A 16348-nucleotide genomic window follows, 5' to 3' on the forward strand; every position below is an offset into this window, starting at 1 on the left:
GCATTTCACCGCTACACGTGGAATTCCGCTCTCCTCTTCTGCACTCAAGTCTCCCAGTTTCCAGTGCATCACGGGGTTGAGCCCCGCACTTAGACACCAGACTTAAAAGACCGCCTGCGCGCGCTTTACGCCCAATAATTCCGGACAACGCTTGCCCCCTACGTATTACCGCGGCTGCTGGCACGTAGTTAGCCGGGGCTTTCTTCTCAGGTACCGTCATCGAATGTGCAGTTAACACATCCTTATTCTTCCCTGGCAACAGAGCTTTACGACCCGAAAGCCTTCCTCACTCACGCGGCGTTGCTCCATCAGGCTTGCGCCCATTGTGGAAGATTCCCTACTGCTGCCTCCCGTAGGAGTCTGGGCCGTGTCTCAGTCCCAGTGTGGCCGTTCACCCTCTCAGGTCGGCTACGCATCGTCGCCTTGGTGAGCCGTTACCCCACCAACTAGCTAATGCGCCGCAGGCCCATCCCAAAGCCACAGCTTGCACCGTGTTTCTCAGCAAGATGATGCCATCTCGCTGCCTATCCGGTCTTAGCATTCGTTTCCGAATGTTATCCCGGTCTTCAGGGCAGGTTGCCTACGTGTTACTCACCCGTCCGCCGCTAACCTCTTCAGGAGCAAGCTCCATCAGAGATCCGCTCGACTTGCATGTATTAGGCACGCCGCCAGCGTTCGTCCTGAGCCAGGATCAAACTCTCCATAAAGGGTAGTTCGACTTGCTCATGATAAAGCTGGTATAACTTTTGCTTCCGCCCCGAAAGGCTTCAGCGTCCGTTTGTTTTAACGCTCGATGTTCAGTTTTCAAGGAGCAATCTTGTCTTCGCTCTCGGCCTCTTGCTCGGCGGCCTCTCAGCGGCGACTTGAATAATATATCACAGGCGCCTGGGCGATTGCAAGCATAATTTGAATAAATCTTTATCGGAATTTTGTGCCACTGTCTTTCCTTCAAACATCGCGATCCATAGGCTATGAATGACGCCTGTATAAATAGAAAGAGACCGGACGTCTCTCCTGTCCGATCTCTTCCCTTATCTAATGCCTTAGGATGAATATACCGCGGTGATAAAGAGATTGCGATCCTTGGCGAGGTTCACAATGTCACCGAAGATCGACACCATGGGCCGCGTCGGGTTCGCCCTGTCGGTGAACACGATCTCCCCGACACGATTGTCGTTCAACTGCACCAGCATGCCGTTGTAGAACTGCGTGTTGCGTTCAATAAAGCACTGGATCATCAAAGGATCCAGCTTCCCGAACGCTTCCTTCTGCAGCTGCTCGAGCACGATATACGGCGACTGGGCCGTACGGTACGCACGAGCGGACGTCATCGCATGGTACATGTCCGCAATCGCTATGATCTTCGCATACGGGTGAATTTTGTCCCCCGTCGCCTTCATCGGGTAGCCGCTGCCATCGATTCGCTCGTGATGCTGCAGCGCAGTCAGGATAATCCCCTGGTTAAGCGACGTGACGCCCTCGAGCAGCTTGTAGCCATAGACGGTATGCTGGCGCATCTCGGTCAGCTCGTCGGTCGTAAGACGTCCCGGCTTGCGCAGGATCGTAGAGTCGATACGCGTGTTTCCTATATCGTGCAGCAGCCCCGACAGCGCCACCGCTACCCAGTCCTTCTCCGGCAGCTTCATCCACTTGGCGAGCTGGTAGCCCGTGAGCGCCGTCAATACGCTGCCGCGGATCCAAGGCTCCGCAGCAGGATCGTAAGGCGGAACGAACGTGAGCACATGATATTCGTCGATATGATCGAGCAGATCCTTAAGTCCGCCGCGGATCTCGAAGATCGGCAGCTTCTGTCCCGGACCCATCATCTGAAACGTATGCTTCAGCAGCCTCTCCATCTTCAGAAAGTTCTGATGGAGCGAGGAGAGCGGCATCGATTTGTCTTCCTCCACCTCTAGCAGGTCGGACTGCTCGAGTCCCGCTCTCTTAATGTCCGCATCCGGGATGAGGTACGCCTGCAGAATCTCAAGATCGCGCGCGCTGAGCGTACGGCCCTCCGGAAACAGCATATTGCCGAATGACGTCTGCACTTCGCGCAGCAATAGATCTCCCGTCTGTACTTGCGATATCGGCAGCACAGCCACGACGTTTACCTCCCCTGAAATGCGTTCCTTATTCTGCGCCTTCCGCGCCTTCGGTATCGGAGCTTACTGCACCTTCGGTGTCGGCGCCTTCCGATTCTTCGGCATCTTCGTCTTCGTCTTCATTGCGAGGCGCCCTGGCGACCGTCGCCACCGCGTCCTCGTCCTTGATATTGATCAGCTTGACGCCTTGGGTGATCCGGCCCATCGTGTTGATCGTGGACATGCTCATCCGGATCAGCGTGCCGCCCGACGTCATGATCATCAAGTCTTCTTCGTCCTGGACGACCTTCAGGCTGACGATCGCGCCGTTCTTGTCGGTGACGTTCAGCGTCTTGATGCCCTTGCCGCCGCGCGTCTGCGTGCGGTACTCGCTCAGATGCGTCCGCTTGCCGTAGCCCTTGGAAGTGACGATGAGCACGGTCTGCTCCGGATCGACGATATCCATGTCGATGACCTCGTCGCCTTCATCCAGCTGAATCCCCTTCACGCCGGTCGAAGAACGCCCCATCGAGCGTACATCTTCTTCGGAGAAACGAATCGACATACCTTGTGCCGTGCCCATAACGACCTCTCGGCTGCCGTCGGTCAGCTTGACGCCGATCAGATCGTCGTCCTCGCGCAGCAAGATCGCGATCAGGCCGACCTTGCGGATGTTCGCATAATCGTCGAGCGGCGTCTTTTTCACGATACCGCACTTGGTCGCGAAGAACAGATATTGATTCGGCTCGAACGATTCGACCGGGATGACCGCGTTGATCGTCTCGCCCTGTTCGATCTGAATCAGGTTGATGATCGGCGTGCCCCGCGCAGTCCGGCTCAGATCCGGAATCTCGTATGCCTTGAGGCGGAATACGCGTCCCTTGTTCGTGAAGAACAAGAGGAACTGATGCGTATTGGAAACGAAGAGCCGCTCGATAAAGTCGTCGTCCTTCGTATCCATGCCCACGACCCCTCGGCCGCCGCGCCGCTGGCTGCGGTACGTGGTGACCGGCAGACGCTTGACGTAGCCCGAATGCGTCATTGAGATGATGACGTCCTCGCGCGGTATCAGATCTTCGTCGAGAATCTCCTCGTCGCTCGTCGTAATCTCCGTGCGGCGGTCGTCGCCGAACCTCTGCTTGATCTCTTCAAGTTCGTCGTGGATGATCTCAAGCACGAGTCCCTCATCGGCCAGAATCGCTTGGTACTCGGCGATCTTGACCATGAGCTCCTGATACTCCTGCTCGATCTTCTCCCGCTCGAGTCCGGTGAGACGCTGCAGGCGCATCTCGAGAATGGCTTGGGCTTGATCGTGCGACAGGCCGAAACGCGTCATCAGGCCTTCGCGTGCCTGCTCCGTCGTCTGCGAAGCGCGGATCAGCGCGATGACTTCGTCGAGATGGTCGAGCGCGATGCGCAAGCCCTCGAGAATGTGAGCGCGCGCCTGCGCCTTTTTCAGATCGTACTCGGTTCTGCGGCGTATGACTTCGATCTGGTGCTGTATATAGTAATGGAGCACGTCGCGAAGGTTAAGCACCTTCGGCTCCTTGTTCACGATCGCGAGCATGTTGATACCGAATGTCGACTGCATGGCCGTCTGCTTGTACAGATTGTTCAGGACGACGCTCGGATTGACGTCGCGGCGCAGCTCGATGACGATTCGCATGCCGTTGCGGTCGGATTCGTCGCGCAGATCGGTGATGCCCTCGATCCGCTTATCCCGCACAAGCTCTGCGATCTTTTCTACGAGACGTGCCTTGACGACCTGGTAAGGCAGCTCATGGACGATGATCCGGGCTTTGCCGCCGTTCTCCTCGATCTCGGCGCGGGCGCGCATCGTGACCGAACCGCGTCCCGTGCTGTAAGCCTGCCGGATGCCTTGGCGTCCAAGGATGAAGCCGGCGGTCGGGAAGTCGGGGCCGGTAATGTACTCCATGAGATCGAGCGCCGTCAGGTCCGGATTCTTGATCAGGGCCTGCGTCCCGTTGATGACCTCGGTTAAGTTGTGCGGCGGAATGTTGGTCGCCATGCCGACCGCGATACCCGTCGTTCCGTTGACCAGCAGGTTGGGGAACCGCGAAGGAAGTACGTCCGGTTCCTGCTCTTCTCCGTCATAGTTGGGAACGAAGTCGACTGTCTCTTTGTTGATGTCGCGCAGCATCTCCATTGCGATCTTGGACAGGCGCGATTCCGTGTAACGCATGGCTGCCGCCATGTCGCCGTCGATGGACCCGAAATTGCCGTGACCTTCAACCAACATATAGCGGAGCGAGAAATCCTGCGCCATCCGAACCATCGTCTGATAGATGGAGGAGTCGCCGTGCGGGTGATACTTACCCATGACGTCGCCGACGATACGCGCGGACTTCTTGAACGGCTTGTCCGGAGACATGCCGAGCTCCGACATCCCGTAAAGAATGCGGCGAAGTACCGGCTTGAGCCCGTCTCTGACGTCGGGCAGCGCGCGGCTGACGATGATGCTCATTGCGTAATCCATGAACGATTCCCGCATCTCCACGCCGATATCCCGGTCGCGGAGGGGGGAACGCTGTTCTTCGGCCATGCTGATCCTCCTTCAATATCCCTGCACTATTGTCAAATCGCCATGGTCACCCACGGCAGAAGCGTCATACTCTAAAAAAGGATGAATGAAAACATTATACCATATTGATGACGCGAAAGGTGACGTGAACGCCGATGCCGATCAGGCGGATCAGCAGCAAATGGGCGAAAACCGAAGCACTGCTGGCATCTGCGGAGCTGCGCGGTCTCGTGCCGAACACCAGGCCGTTCGAACGGGATACGGTCCGCGACATGCTGGGCGATTACGGCATGATCTACGTGAAGCCGGTGAACGGTACGTTCGGTAATGGCGTCATCCGTCTTGGCAGATCGGTTGATCCCGACGAAAGCTACACACTCCAGGCCGGCGAGAAGCAGCTTTCCTTTCCAAGCTTCGACGAGATGTACGACGCGCTGCTGAAGTTGAAGCGGCCTCGTCCCTACTTGTCCCAACAGGGAATCGAGCTGCTCAAGCAGGATGGCCGCCGATTCGATTTTCGCGTGATGGTCCAAGTGAATCCGGCGGGGCAGTGGGAGACGACAGGCATCATCGGCAGACTTGCCCATCCAAGAAAAATTGTAACCAACTACCACGCCGGCGGCACGCCGATGCCGATGGAGACGCTGATGAAGACGCATCTGGAAAAGGCGGGGCGAACGATCCGCGGCTTCCGGACGGAGCTGTCCAGGCTAGGGGTGAACGTCGCTTCGGCGCTCGGCAAGCGTTTTCCGGGACTGAAAGAGATCGGCATCGACATTGCGGTCGACACAGCGCTTAAGCCCTGGATTCTGGAGGTCAACACGCTGCCCGATCCTTATATCTTCATGCGGCTGCCCGATCGCACCGTATACCGCCGGATTCGCAAGTATGCCATAGCCTACGGACGATTCCGCCGCAGCGCCCGCGCTTCCGCGAAGTCCAAGCGTCGCAGCGCCGGCAGAAATTAAATGCGTTATAAAAAAGCACCCGCTGAACGCATCGCTGCGCCCGGCGGGTGCCGAAGCTTCACACGTCCAGATTCTTGACGTACCTGGCGTACTGATGGATAAAATCTCGACGCGGCTCTACGCTGTCTCCCATCAACGTATCGAAGATCAAGTCGGCTCGGATCGCATCCTCGATCCGTACTTGGAGCATCGTACGGCTGTCCGGATCCATCGTCGTATCCCATAGCTGATCGGCGTTCATCTCGCCGAGACCTTTGTACCGCTGCACGTTGACCTTGGCGCCTTCGCCGAATTCGGCGATGATCTCGTTGCGTTCAGCCTCGGACTGCGCATAGCGGACGACCTTGTTGCGTTCGATCTTGAAGAGCGGCGGCTGCGCGATGTAGACGAAGCCCTCCTCGATCAGGTTCCGCATGTAGCGATAGAAAAAGGTGAGCAGCAGCGTGCGGATGTGCGCGCCGTCGACGTCGGCGTCGGTCATGATGATGATCTTGTGATAACGCGCCTTGGCGATATCGAAGTCGTCTCCGATGCCGGTGCCGAGTGCCGTGATGATCGCCCGAATCTCCGCGTTGGACAGAATCTTGTCCAGACGTGCCTTCTCGACGTTCAGAATCTTGCCCCGCAGCGGCAGGATCGCCTGGAAGTGACGATCGCGGCCTTGCTTGGCCGATCCGCCTGCGGAGTCGCCTTCGACGATGTACAGCTCGCTGATCGAAGCGTCCTTGGACGAGCAGTCCGCCAGCTTGCCCGGCAGCGAGCTCACTTCGAGCGCACCCTTGCGGCGAGTCAGCTCACGTGCTTTGCGCGCGGCTTCGCGGGCTCGGGAAGCTTGGAGAGACTTGTCCACGACCTTGCGCGCGACGGCCGGATTTTCGCCCATGAACTCCAGCAGCTTGTCTGCGAAGAGCGACTCGACGATACCTCGCGCTTCGCTGTTGCCGAGCTTGGTCTTCGTCTGGCCTTCGAACTGCGGCTCGGGGATCTTGACCGAGATGATCGCGGTCAGTCCTTCGCGGCAGTCGTCGCCGGTGAGATTCGACTCGTTCTCCTTGACGAAACCCATCTTGCGCGCATAGTCGTTGACGATCCGGGTAAGCGCGCTCTTAAAGCCCGATTCGTGCGTGCCGCCCTCGTGGGTATTAATATTATTGGCAAACGAATAGATGTTCTCCGTATAGCCGTCGTTGTACTGCATGGCGATCTCGACCGCGATGCTTTCCTTGGTGCCCTCGACGTAGATCGGTTGCTCGTGCAGCGCCTCGCGCGTACGGTTGAGATACTGAACGAACTCCTTGATGCCGCCGTCGTACTTGAACGAATCGTGCATGCCCGACCGCTCGTCGGTGAGCGTCAGGTGAATGCCTTTGTTCAAGAAAGCGAGTTCGCGGATCCGTCCGACAAGCACGTCGTACTCGAACACCGTCGTCTCGGTGAAGATCTCCGAGTCGGGCTTGAAACGCGTCTGCGTGCCGGTATCCTCGGTCTCGCCGATGATCTTGATGTCGTATTGCGGCGCACCGCGGCGATACTCCTGCTGGTGAATCTTGCCGTCGCGCTTGACGGTAACGCTGACCCACTCGGATAGTGCATTCACGACGGATATGCCGACGCCGTGCAGGCCGCCGGACACCTTGTAGCCTTCGCCGCCGAACTTGCCGCCGGCGTGAAGAACGGTCATGACGACTTCGAGCGTCGATTTCTTCAGCTTGACGTTCTCGCCGACCGGGATGCCCCGGCCGTTGTCGATGACGGTTACGCTGTTGTCTTCATGTATAATGACGTCGACGCGGGTACAGTAGCCTGCGAGCGCTTCGTCGATACTGTTATCGACGACCTCCCAGACAAGGTGATGGAGACCCTTGCCGCTGGTCGACCCGATGTACATGCCGGGACGCTTGCGGACGGCCTCCAACCCTTCGAGTACCTGTATCTGACTCTCATCGTAAGTGTTCTGCTGAGAATTCACGGACAACTCTTCCACCGCCTTCTTAACGTTGACGCGCTGCTCCTACAAATCGACCAGATGATGCGCCCGCTTCTTGAGGGTAGAAGACGATATGGGCGAATAATACACTCTCTCCTCGGTGACGACGATTGACTTGGGATCCTCCTCGCCGATCGTCTCCACGATACGGTTTTTCCGGGCCTGCGCCACGAACTGCCTGGACAGCTTCGAGGACTGCTCGATCGAGATATCGAAGATCGCGACGAGCTGCGAAGTCCGGACGATTTTCTCCCCGCCCAGATGAATGTACATATTGAGCCCCTCCACATTCCCTGCCTTAGGGCAGCACGGTACCGCCGCGTACATGATAGATAGCGGCATCCTTGAGCCTGCTCATATTAACGCTCTCCAGGCCCGTCGTGGTAATAAAAGTCTGCACGCGGTTCTGGAACGTCTCGATGAGCTGGGTCTGCCGCTCCTGATCAAGTTCGGACAAGACGTCGTCGAGGAGAAGCAGCGGATACTCCCCGATCTCTTCGCGCATAAGCTCCAGCTCCGCCAGCTTGAGCGACAGCGCCGCCGTCCGCTGCTGGCCCTGCGAGCCGAATGTCTGCACGTCCCTGCCGTTAATGGCAAACGCCAAATCGTCCCGATGCGGACCGATGAGCGTCGTGCCGCGGCGGAATTCCTGTTCCTTGCCTTGTGTTAACTTTAACATAAATTGTTGCAATAAAGAAGATTGATCTTGGGGCGAGGTCCCTTCCTCCGCGGCAAGAGAGGGCTTGTAGGCGACGGTCAGCGATTCCTTGTCTCCGGTGATGCCGGCGTGGATCTTCTCCGCCCAGCCTTGCAGCTTATGAATAAAGTTTTGCCTTCTCTGCATCATTTTAACACCGGAGGAAGCTAATTGTTCGTTCCAAACGTCGAGCATCTCGGCGGAAGCCCTTGAGGCGTCCGTAGACTTAAGGTAATTGTTGCGCTGCTGGAGGATTCGCTGATACTGCAGGGAGTCGTGCAGGTAGGCCGGATGCACCTGGCCGATCTCCATATCCATGAACCGGCGTCTGATGCCGGGAGCGCCCTTGACGATGTCGAGGTCCTCGGGGGCGAACAGCACGACGTTGACCGTGCCGACGAACGCGCTTAGCTTGCGCTGCTCGAGACCGTTTATTTTCGCCTTTTTGCCTTGCGCGGAGAGCTGGAGCTCCAGCGTGATCTTGCCGAGCTTGCGTTCGATCTCTGCTTCAATGCGAGCCGAGGGCTCGTTCCAGCCGATCAGCTCGCGGTCCTTGGAAGTACGATGCGACTTGGTCAGGGCGAGCACGTGGATGGCTTCCAGCAGGTTCGTCTTGCCCTGCGCGTTGGGACCGATGATGATATTGACGCCTGCGGCCGTCGCAAGCGACAGTTCGCCGTAGTTGCGGTAGCCATGCAGTGCGATCTTGTTCAGCTGCATGCGGGACTTCCTCTCTGATCTGTCCGGCGGCGGCACTTGGGTTAAGCGTAAGCGGCCTGCCGGCGCAGACTACGACTTGGCGCGGACGGCGAAGCTTCCGCAGCCAGCCACTTCGATGACGTCGCCGGGTCGCAGCTTGCGTCCGCGGCGGTTTTCTTTTTCACCGTTCACGAGCACTTCGGTCTCCTGCAGGAAATGCTTCACTTCGCCGCCGGAGCCGATGCAATCGCCCAGCTTGAGCAGCTGCTGAAGCTGGATATATTCGGTCGAGATCTCGATTTCTTTCATGAGGCGCTCCTCAATTCGTCGTCCGGTAAGGGAGAATGAGATGCAGGCTGTTGTCGTGATCGCGCGGCTTGAAAATGATCGGGCTCATTGCGCCGTTGAAACCGATGTACAGCTGCTCGCTCTCTACGACCTTCAGTACGTCGAGCATGTATTTAGAGTTGAAGGCGATTCGCAGGGGCTCGCCGGTCAGATCCGTGGCGTCCAGATGCTCTTGTACGCGTCCGAGCTCGGAGGAGCTGGAGTTGATCTCGATGTTGCCGTCATCCGTTGTCAAGAGGCGGACGATGTTCGTTTTTTCTTCCCGCGAGAGCAGGTATGCGCGGTCGATCGCGTCGCTGAGCGATTTTGTGTTCAGGACGAGTTCTGTTTTGAACTGGCTCGGAATAATCTTGGAAGTGTCGGGATAAGCGCCGTCGAGCATCCGGGAAAAGAACAGCACTTCGCCGAGCTTGAACAGCACCTGATTGTCGGCGACGACGATGTCGACGAGGGTGTTCTGGTCGGGAATAATCTTCGACAGTTCGTTAAGCGTCTTGCCCGAGATGACGACGCCGCTGAATTTGAGCGCAGGATCGGTGTCGATGCTGGTCTTGCAGGTGGCCAACCGATGACGGTCGGTTGCTACAAACTTGAACACGCCTTCCTGGAGACTCCAAAGCACGCCGGTCAGAATCGGGGTCGATTCGTTCGTCGTAACGGCGAATACCGTCTGGCGAATCATGGACCGCAGCAAATCTCCGGGAATCGAAAAAACGCGGTCTTCTTCCAGTATTGGCAGAACGGGGAACTCCTCCGGATCGAGCCCGACGAGTTGGATCTCGGTTGCGCCGGAATGAATTAGCGTCTGGAAGCGTTCGCCGACTTCAAGATTTACTTCCTCGTGCGGCAGCTTCTTGACGATTTCGACGAAAAACTTGGCGGGCAGCACGACGCTCCCCGGACGTTCCACTTTTACGACCGTCTTGCTTGCGGATTCGAGTGGAATAAAGTGCTGAATGGAAATATCGGTATCGCTGGCAGTCAGCGTCACGCCGCGATCGCTCACATCTATTTTAATACCGCTCAAAATCGGTATCGTGCTGCGTGCGGATACCGCCTTGGATACGTTTTGAACCGCTTCGTTTAACTCCGTGCGCAATATCGTCAATTTCAACGGGATCACCTCGTATATTCGCCTTAATGGTATGGTCTTAAAAGATAGTCGTAGTAGTAGGGGCCCTGAATATGTGGATAAGCCCAAAAAAGCCGAAAACGACAACCTATCCACATGTGTACGAGTTGTGCATAGGTTTTTTCGTTATTCACGTTTTAATATCGTCTTTTTTGTCCACAGGTGGATATCGGGATTCTCGTCTACGACAGGTTTTTAATCTTTTCCGTCAGGTTGCCGACGATCTTGTACAGCTCGGCGTCGACCTTCAGCTGCTGCGTGATCTTCTCGTGGGCGTGGATAACCGTCGTGTGGTCTCTTCCGCCGAAGTTGTCCCCGATCTTGGGCAGCGAATAATCCGTCAGCTCGCGGGACAGATACATCGCGATCTGCCGCGGAAAGGCCACTGCCTTCGTACGCTTGCGCGCTTTGAAATCCTCGAGCTTAAGCCCATAGAATTCGCCTACGCGCTGCTGGATATCTTGAATGGTAATGAGGCGGTTGCGTCCGTTCGGCAAAATGTCCTTGAGCGCTTCGGCAGCCAGGTGCGTTGACACGTCCTGGTTCGTCAGCGACGAATAAGCGACGATTCGAATCAGGGCGCCCTCGAGCTCCCGGATGTTCGAATCGATCATGTTCGCAATATATACCATCGCTTCGTTGGGAATATCCAGGTTCTCCGCCTTCGCCTTCTTGCGGAGAATCGCGATGCGCGTCTCAAGATCGGGCGGCTGGATGTCCGTGATCAGTCCCCATTCGAAGCGCGAGCGCAGGCGCTCCTCGAGCGTCGGGATCTCCTTGGGCGTGCGGTCGCTGGAGATAATGATCTGCTTGCTCTCTTCGTGCAGCGCGTTAAAGGTATGGAAAAACTCCTCTTGCGTACCGTCCTTGCCGGCGAGGAACTGGATATCGTCGATAAGAAGCACGTCGATGTTGCGATACTTGTTGCGGAAGCTCTCGCCGCGGTTGTCCCGGATCGCATTGATGAACTCGTTCGTGAACTTCTCCGACGATATGTAGAGTACCTTCGAAGACGGATTGTGCTCCAAAATATAATGTCCGATCGCATGCATCAAGTGAGTCTTGCCTAGTCCTACGCCTCCATAGAGGAATAACGGATTGTATGCCTTGGCCGGCGCCTCCGCGACCGCAAGGGAAGCGGCATGCGCGAAGCGGTTGCCGGCGCCGATGACGAACGTATCGAAGGTGTACTTGGGATTGAGCAAATGTCCGATCGGTTCCTCGGGTCCCGCGTTCTTGACGACGGGCACGGCCGGGAACGGCGCGGGAGGCTCGGGCGACCGGAATTCCTCGATTGCGAACCTGACCTCCACCGGATGATCCAGATAGTCCGCCAACGTCGAAGAGACGAGCTTCTTGTACCTGTTCTCCAGCCATTCCGCCGCAAAGGTGGTGGGAGCGGTTACAACCACTGTCTCGTCATTAAGGAAGTTTGCTTTGGTGGCTTTGAACCACGTATCGTAACTCGGTTTGCTTAATTTTGTCTGGATGACCGACAAGACCTGTTGCCAGATCTCGTTCGTACGGCTGTCCACATGGAGTCACTCCTTTAACCCGTCAGGCGGACAAGAGGGAGGGCGGCGTGTCGAAGGATGTCCTTTGCAACAAGTTATCCACACAATTCCTCTTTATTCTTTATCGAGATGTCCATAAGAAGGGATTTTGTTCACAGATTTATACACAGGGTGTTAATAAAAAGAGGTTTAACAGCCGTTATCCACGTCGAATGGGTGAACTTATCATAGCAGATGAACCCGCTTAATTCAACGGAATTCGCCGTGTTATCCACAATTTCAATAACTTGTGGATGGATTCTGTGCACAACACAAGATATTGTTGATATTCTGTGCGAAGTTTCGACAAAATGGCGCATCAGTCTTTTTTCTCTCCCTTTTTATGCACATGTGAATATCTTCCGAAGTCGTCCAACTTCGATTTCATTGACTTCCATGCCCTCTTATGGTTTAATAAATGGACATATGAGTTCTTTTTGAGTTCGATGAATTCGTATGGGGATCGTGCAGACGAACTTCGAATTTGACCGCGAAACGTTGCATCGCCTTTCAATCGAACGGCAGTGCCGTTTACTCTATATTTAGGAGGTATCAAGAAGTGGGACCGACATTTAAGCCGAACGTAAACAAGCGCAAGAAGGTACACGGATTCCGCAGCCGGATGAGCTCGAAGAACGGACGCAAAGTTCTCGCCGCTCGCCGCCAAAAGGGCCGCAAAGTATTGTCCGCTTAAGGATAAAGACCACGTGAGGTGGTCTTTTTTCATGTATATGGGAATAACTGATGAACGGACTTGAGTCCATAATCCGGCGATGAGGGATGAGGATGGAAAGAAAACTGCGGCTCCGAAACAAGGAAGACTTCAGCCGTATCTATAGAAGCGGAAAATCGTTCGCGAACTCGCAGTTCGTCGTCTACTGGCGCCGCAAGCCGGATCCGGGGCTGTACCGGCTGGGCATTTCGGTGAGCAGCAAGCTTGGAGGCGCAGTCGTGCGCAACCGGATGCGGCGAATGATCAAGGAGATCGTGCGGCTTAACGGTTCGCGCATCGTCGAGGGCACCGACATGATCCTGATCGTGCGCAAGCCGGCGATCTCTCTTCCTTATATAGAGATGGAACGCAGCGTGCTTCACGTGCTCCGCAAAGCGGGTCTGACCAAGGGCTCCACGCCGCCGCCGGCGCAGGACCGGAGACCGTACAGGTCGGGTCCCGGCGGCGGCCGGCCGAAGACGCCGAACGGTGCCCCGCGCGCTTTCCATTGCCAATAATCTTATGGTATAGTTGACTTGTGTTTTGGGCTTTGAAAGAGACGGATCTGCCCCTCGGTTCCGGGACGGCGTATTCGTACGGATGCATGATCGGCGAGCCTTTTTTCGGGCATTCGCCTTTTCCGGAATCCCCGCAAAGTCCCGATAGTGCTTCAAAGTCACGGCTCCACCTTTGTGGGGTTATTTTAGAGGGGAGTTTTGAGGTTTGTTGTTGCGCAATCGCAAATTCTGGATGGTCTCCGGTCTCCTGGTTTCTTTAATGGTCTTCCTGTCCGGATGTACGCCGCCGACGACGCGGAAGACGACCGAAGATCTGGCCAATAGCCACGGCTGGTGGGACAGCAATGTCGTATATTGGTTCTCGCTTATGCTGGACAAGTTCGCCGAGTGGTTTAACGGCGAATACGGCCTCGCGATTCTCTTGCTCGTGATCATCGTTCGGACGATTATCCTGCCGCTCATGATCAAGCAGTACAAGAGCACGAAGGCGATGCAGAAGCTGCAGCCGCAGATGAAGGAGATCCGCGAGAAGTACAAGGACGACACCCGCAAGCAGCAAGAAGAGATGATGAAGCTCTACCAGGAGCATCAGGTCAATCCGCTCGCAGGCTGTTTCCCGCTGATCATTCAGATGCCGATTTTTATCGCGCTTTATCGTGCCATTACTGTCAATGCTAACGTTTATGAGCATACATTCCTGTGGCTTCAGCTCGGCAAGCCGGACAAGTTCTATATTCTCCCGGTTATCGCCGCATTGACCACATTCGTGCAATCGAAAATGATGCAGTCCCAGCAGCCGCAGCAGATGGGCGCGATGAAGGGTCTGATGTTGATCTTCCCCGTGCTGATCTTCGTCATGGCGCTTTCGTTCCCGGCGGCGCTTCCGCTTTACTGGATCTACAGTAATATCTACACCATCACGCAGAACTATTTCATGTATGGACGCAAAGCCGAGCCGCAAGGCAAAGGCAAGGAGGCCATCGCAGATGAAAAGGGTCGAAGCAACAGGAAAGTCGGTGGAGGAAGCGGTAAGAAAAAGCCTCGTCACTCTCGGGGCAAGTGAGGACCGCGTTAAAGTAACCGTGCTTGAGCAGCCCAGCAAGGGACTGTTCGGCTTGATCGGCGCCAAGGAAGCTCGCGTACAGGTGGAGCTGCTGCCCGACGGCGTCGATCACGCGGTCGCTTTTCTCCAGGAAGTAACCGATGCCATGCATTCGACTGTGGAGATCGAACGGGACGACGGCGCTGACGAAGTACTGATTAGCTTGTCCGGCGCTAATCTGGGTATGTTGATCGGACGCAGAGGCCAGACATTGGACGCGCTTCAGTATCTGACGAACATCGTCGCGAACCGGCATTCGGACCGTCATCTGCGCATCGTCCTCGATGCGGAGCAATTCCGAAAGAGGCGTAGAGAGACGCTTGAAGCCCTGTCCGACCGAATGGCGCTCCGCGCCGCGAAGACAAGGAAGGACATCGTGCTCGAGCCGATGAGCGCCTCCGAACGGAAGATCATCCATGCGAAACTTCAAGGCCATCCGCAAGTGCGCACCTACAGTCAAGGCGATGAACCGAACCGCTGCGTCGTCATTGCTATCAAGTGAATGAAAGTCCAACGCAATGGCTTGCAGATGCAAGCGGACCATTGCGTTTTTTGTTTATGGCAAGGGTTGGGGATTATATGAGTTTAGCGCTAAATGAGGGAACGATATGAATGAAGATACAATAGCGGCAATAGCGACGGCGCTTGGAGAGGGAAGCATCGCCGTCGTACGCGTGAGCGGCGCAGAGGCGATCGGCAAGGTAGCGCCGCTCTTCAAGTCGAAGGAGGACTTGAGAGAGGTTGAGTCGCATACCGTGCATTACGGGTGGATCAAGGATCCGGATAGCGGCAGCGTGATGGACGAAGTGCTCGTCACCGTGATGAAGGGTCCGCGCTCATTCACGGCGGAGGATGTCGTGGAGATCAGCACCCACGGAGGGATCGTTGCCGTCCAGTCGGTGCTGGAGCTGCTGCTGCGGAGCGGGATTCGCATGGCCGAGCCTGGCGAATTCACGAAGCGAGCCTTCTTAAACGGCAGGATCGACCTGGCGCAGGCGGAGGCGGTCATCGACCTGATCCGGTCCAAGTCCTCGAAGGCGTTTCAGGTGGCGCGCAAGCAGGCGGAGGGAGCGCTATCGAAGCGCCTCGTGCCGCTGAAGGAACAATTGATCGAGCTGCTCGCGCATGTCGAAGTCAACATCGATTACCCGGAGCACGATGTCGCAGAGGTAACTGGCGGTGTCATCAGAGACCACTGCGGTGCTGTGCTTCGGCAGGTGGAGACGCTGCTGAAGACCGCCGCGGAGGGGAAAATTCTGCGGGAAGGCATCGTGACGGCGATTGTTGGCCGCCCGAATGCGGGCAAGTCGTCGCTGTTGAACGCGCTGGTGAAGGAGAATCGGGCGATTGTGACCGATATTCCCGGTACGACGCGAGACATCGTGGAAGAGTCGGTCACGCTGTCAGGCATTCCGCTGCGGCTGCTCGACACGGCAGGCATCCGGGAAACGGAAGACGTCGTCGAGCGGATCGGCGTAGAACGCTCGCGGGGCGCCCTCGGCGATGCCGACCTGATTCTGCTCGTGCTAAGCCGCAGCGATGCGCTTCACGAGGAGGAGAGGCGTTTGCTGGAGGAGCTGAAGGACCGTCCGACAATCGTAATTCTGAACAAGTCGGATCTGGAGCTTCGTCTGGAGGAGGAGGAGGTTCGCTCCCTTTATCCAAGCGAGCGAATCGTTTCTCTGTCAGCGAAGGAAGGCTTGGGGATGGAGGCACTGGAGCGAGCCGTCTCCAAGCTGTTTATGAGCGGAGGCATCGAGTCGTCGGATGCCACGTATGTTAGCAACGTTCGGCATATATCGTTGCTGCATGCATCGGCGCGTTCTCTGCAGGATGCCATCGACGGCGCGGAGCAAGGGTTGCCTGTGGACTTGATCCAGATCGATATTGCCGCGGCGTGGGAGTCGCTAGGGGAGATTGTCGGCGACACCGCATCGGAGTCGCTGCTCGATCAGATATTTTCAAAATTTTGTTTAGGAAAATAAATATTTACAATATAAAAACAAAAG

The 16348-nt window shown here is 56.4% G+C and carries 14 protein-coding genes and 1 rRNA gene (1 of these 15 cut by a window edge); 6 read left to right on the forward strand and 9 right to left on the reverse strand.

Annotation, left to right across the window (positions count from 1 at the left end; translation table 11 throughout):
• The 3 genes from KB449_RS31240 to gyrA form a co-directional block, all read right to left on the reverse strand.
• Positions 1 to 707, reverse strand: a 16S ribosomal RNA gene (locus tag KB449_RS31240) (it extends 846 nt beyond the left edge of the window).
• A gap of 336 nt (positions 708 to 1043) precedes the next feature.
• Positions 1044 to 2102 (reverse strand): HD-GYP domain-containing protein, encoded by a 1059-nt coding sequence (locus KB449_RS31245; protein WP_282912080.1) that lies wholly within the window; start codon positions 2100 to 2102, stop codon positions 1044 to 1046.
• A 28-nt stretch (positions 2103 to 2130) separates the two neighbouring features.
• Entirely contained in the window at positions 2131 to 4644 is a 2514-nt protein-coding gene (gyrA, locus tag KB449_RS31250; protein WP_282912081.1) for a DNA gyrase subunit A, read from the reverse strand.
• 134 nt (positions 4645 to 4778) lie between these two features.
• Between gyrA and KB449_RS31255 the strand changes: the two genes are divergently transcribed.
• On the forward strand, positions 4779 to 5591 hold the full coding sequence (locus tag KB449_RS31255; RefSeq protein ID WP_282912082.1) for a YheC/YheD family protein: 813 nt from the start codon (positions 4779 to 4781) through the stop codon (positions 5589 to 5591).
• 58 nt (positions 5592 to 5649) lie between these two features.
• Here KB449_RS31255 and gyrB read toward each other — a convergent pair whose 3' ends face one another.
• From gyrB to dnaA, 6 genes are all read right to left on the reverse strand, one after another.
• Complete coding sequence (gene gyrB, locus KB449_RS31260) at positions 5650 to 7560, reverse strand: DNA topoisomerase (ATP-hydrolyzing) subunit B (RefSeq protein ID WP_282912951.1); 1911 nt, start codon at positions 7558 to 7560, stop codon at positions 5650 to 5652.
• Between the two features lie 42 nt (positions 7561 to 7602).
• Positions 7603 to 7851: an extracellular matrix regulator RemB gene (gene remB / locus KB449_RS31265; RefSeq protein ID WP_090116868.1), complete on the reverse strand. Its 249-nt coding sequence runs from the start codon at positions 7849 to 7851 to the stop codon at positions 7603 to 7605.
• A gap of 25 nt (positions 7852 to 7876) precedes the next feature.
• A complete protein-coding gene (recF, locus tag KB449_RS31270; RefSeq protein ID WP_282912083.1) occupies positions 7877 to 8995 on the reverse strand; it encodes a DNA replication/repair protein RecF in 1119 nt (372 codons plus the stop codon).
• Between the two features lie 69 nt (positions 8996 to 9064).
• Positions 9065 to 9283 (reverse strand): S4 domain-containing protein YaaA, encoded by a 219-nt coding sequence (gene yaaA / locus KB449_RS31275; protein WP_282912084.1) that lies wholly within the window; start codon positions 9281 to 9283, stop codon positions 9065 to 9067.
• Positions 9284 to 9293: 10 nt separating this feature from the next.
• Positions 9294 to 10436 carry a DNA polymerase III subunit beta gene (gene dnaN, locus KB449_RS31280; RefSeq protein WP_282912085.1) on the reverse strand — a complete coding sequence of 381 codons (1143 nt, stop codon included), beginning with the start codon at positions 10434 to 10436 and terminating at the stop codon, positions 9294 to 9296.
• A 200-nt stretch (positions 10437 to 10636) separates the two neighbouring features.
• Positions 10637 to 11989, reverse strand: coding sequence for a chromosomal replication initiator protein DnaA (dnaA, locus tag KB449_RS31285; RefSeq protein WP_282912086.1), 1353 nt, complete (start codon positions 11987 to 11989; stop codon positions 10637 to 10639).
• A 577-nt stretch (positions 11990 to 12566) separates the two neighbouring features.
• Between dnaA and rpmH the strand changes: the two genes are divergently transcribed.
• From rpmH to mnmE, 5 genes are all read left to right on the forward strand, one after another.
• Entirely contained in the window at positions 12567 to 12701 is a 135-nt protein-coding gene (gene rpmH, locus KB449_RS31290; RefSeq protein WP_090116863.1) for a 50S ribosomal protein L34, read from the forward strand.
• Between the two features lie 92 nt (positions 12702 to 12793).
• Positions 12794 to 13237, forward strand: a complete 444-nt coding sequence (gene rnpA, locus KB449_RS31295; protein ID WP_350356254.1) for a ribonuclease P protein component — start codon at positions 12794 to 12796, stop codon at positions 13235 to 13237.
• A gap of 232 nt (positions 13238 to 13469) precedes the next feature.
• Positions 13470 to 14300: a YidC/Oxa1 family membrane protein insertase gene (locus KB449_RS31300; protein ID WP_434082570.1), complete on the forward strand. Its 831-nt coding sequence runs from the start codon at positions 13470 to 13472 to the stop codon at positions 14298 to 14300.
• Positions 14224 to 14841: an RNA-binding cell elongation regulator Jag/EloR gene (jag, locus tag KB449_RS31305; protein ID WP_282912087.1), complete on the forward strand. Its 618-nt coding sequence runs from the start codon at positions 14224 to 14226 to the stop codon at positions 14839 to 14841. Before KB449_RS31300 ends, jag begins: the two co-directional genes overlap by 77 nt.
• A 106-nt stretch (positions 14842 to 14947) precedes the next feature.
• Entirely contained in the window at positions 14948 to 16324 is a 1377-nt protein-coding gene (gene mnmE / locus KB449_RS31310) for a tRNA uridine-5-carboxymethylaminomethyl(34) synthesis GTPase MnmE (protein ID WP_282912088.1), read from the forward strand.
• Positions 16325 to 16348: the final 24 nt, after the last annotated feature.

Origin of the sequence: Cohnella hashimotonis (assembly GCF_030014955.1) — a bacterium.
GTDB classification, from domain to species: Bacteria; Bacillota; Bacilli; order Paenibacillales; family Paenibacillaceae; genus Cohnella; species Cohnella hashimotonis.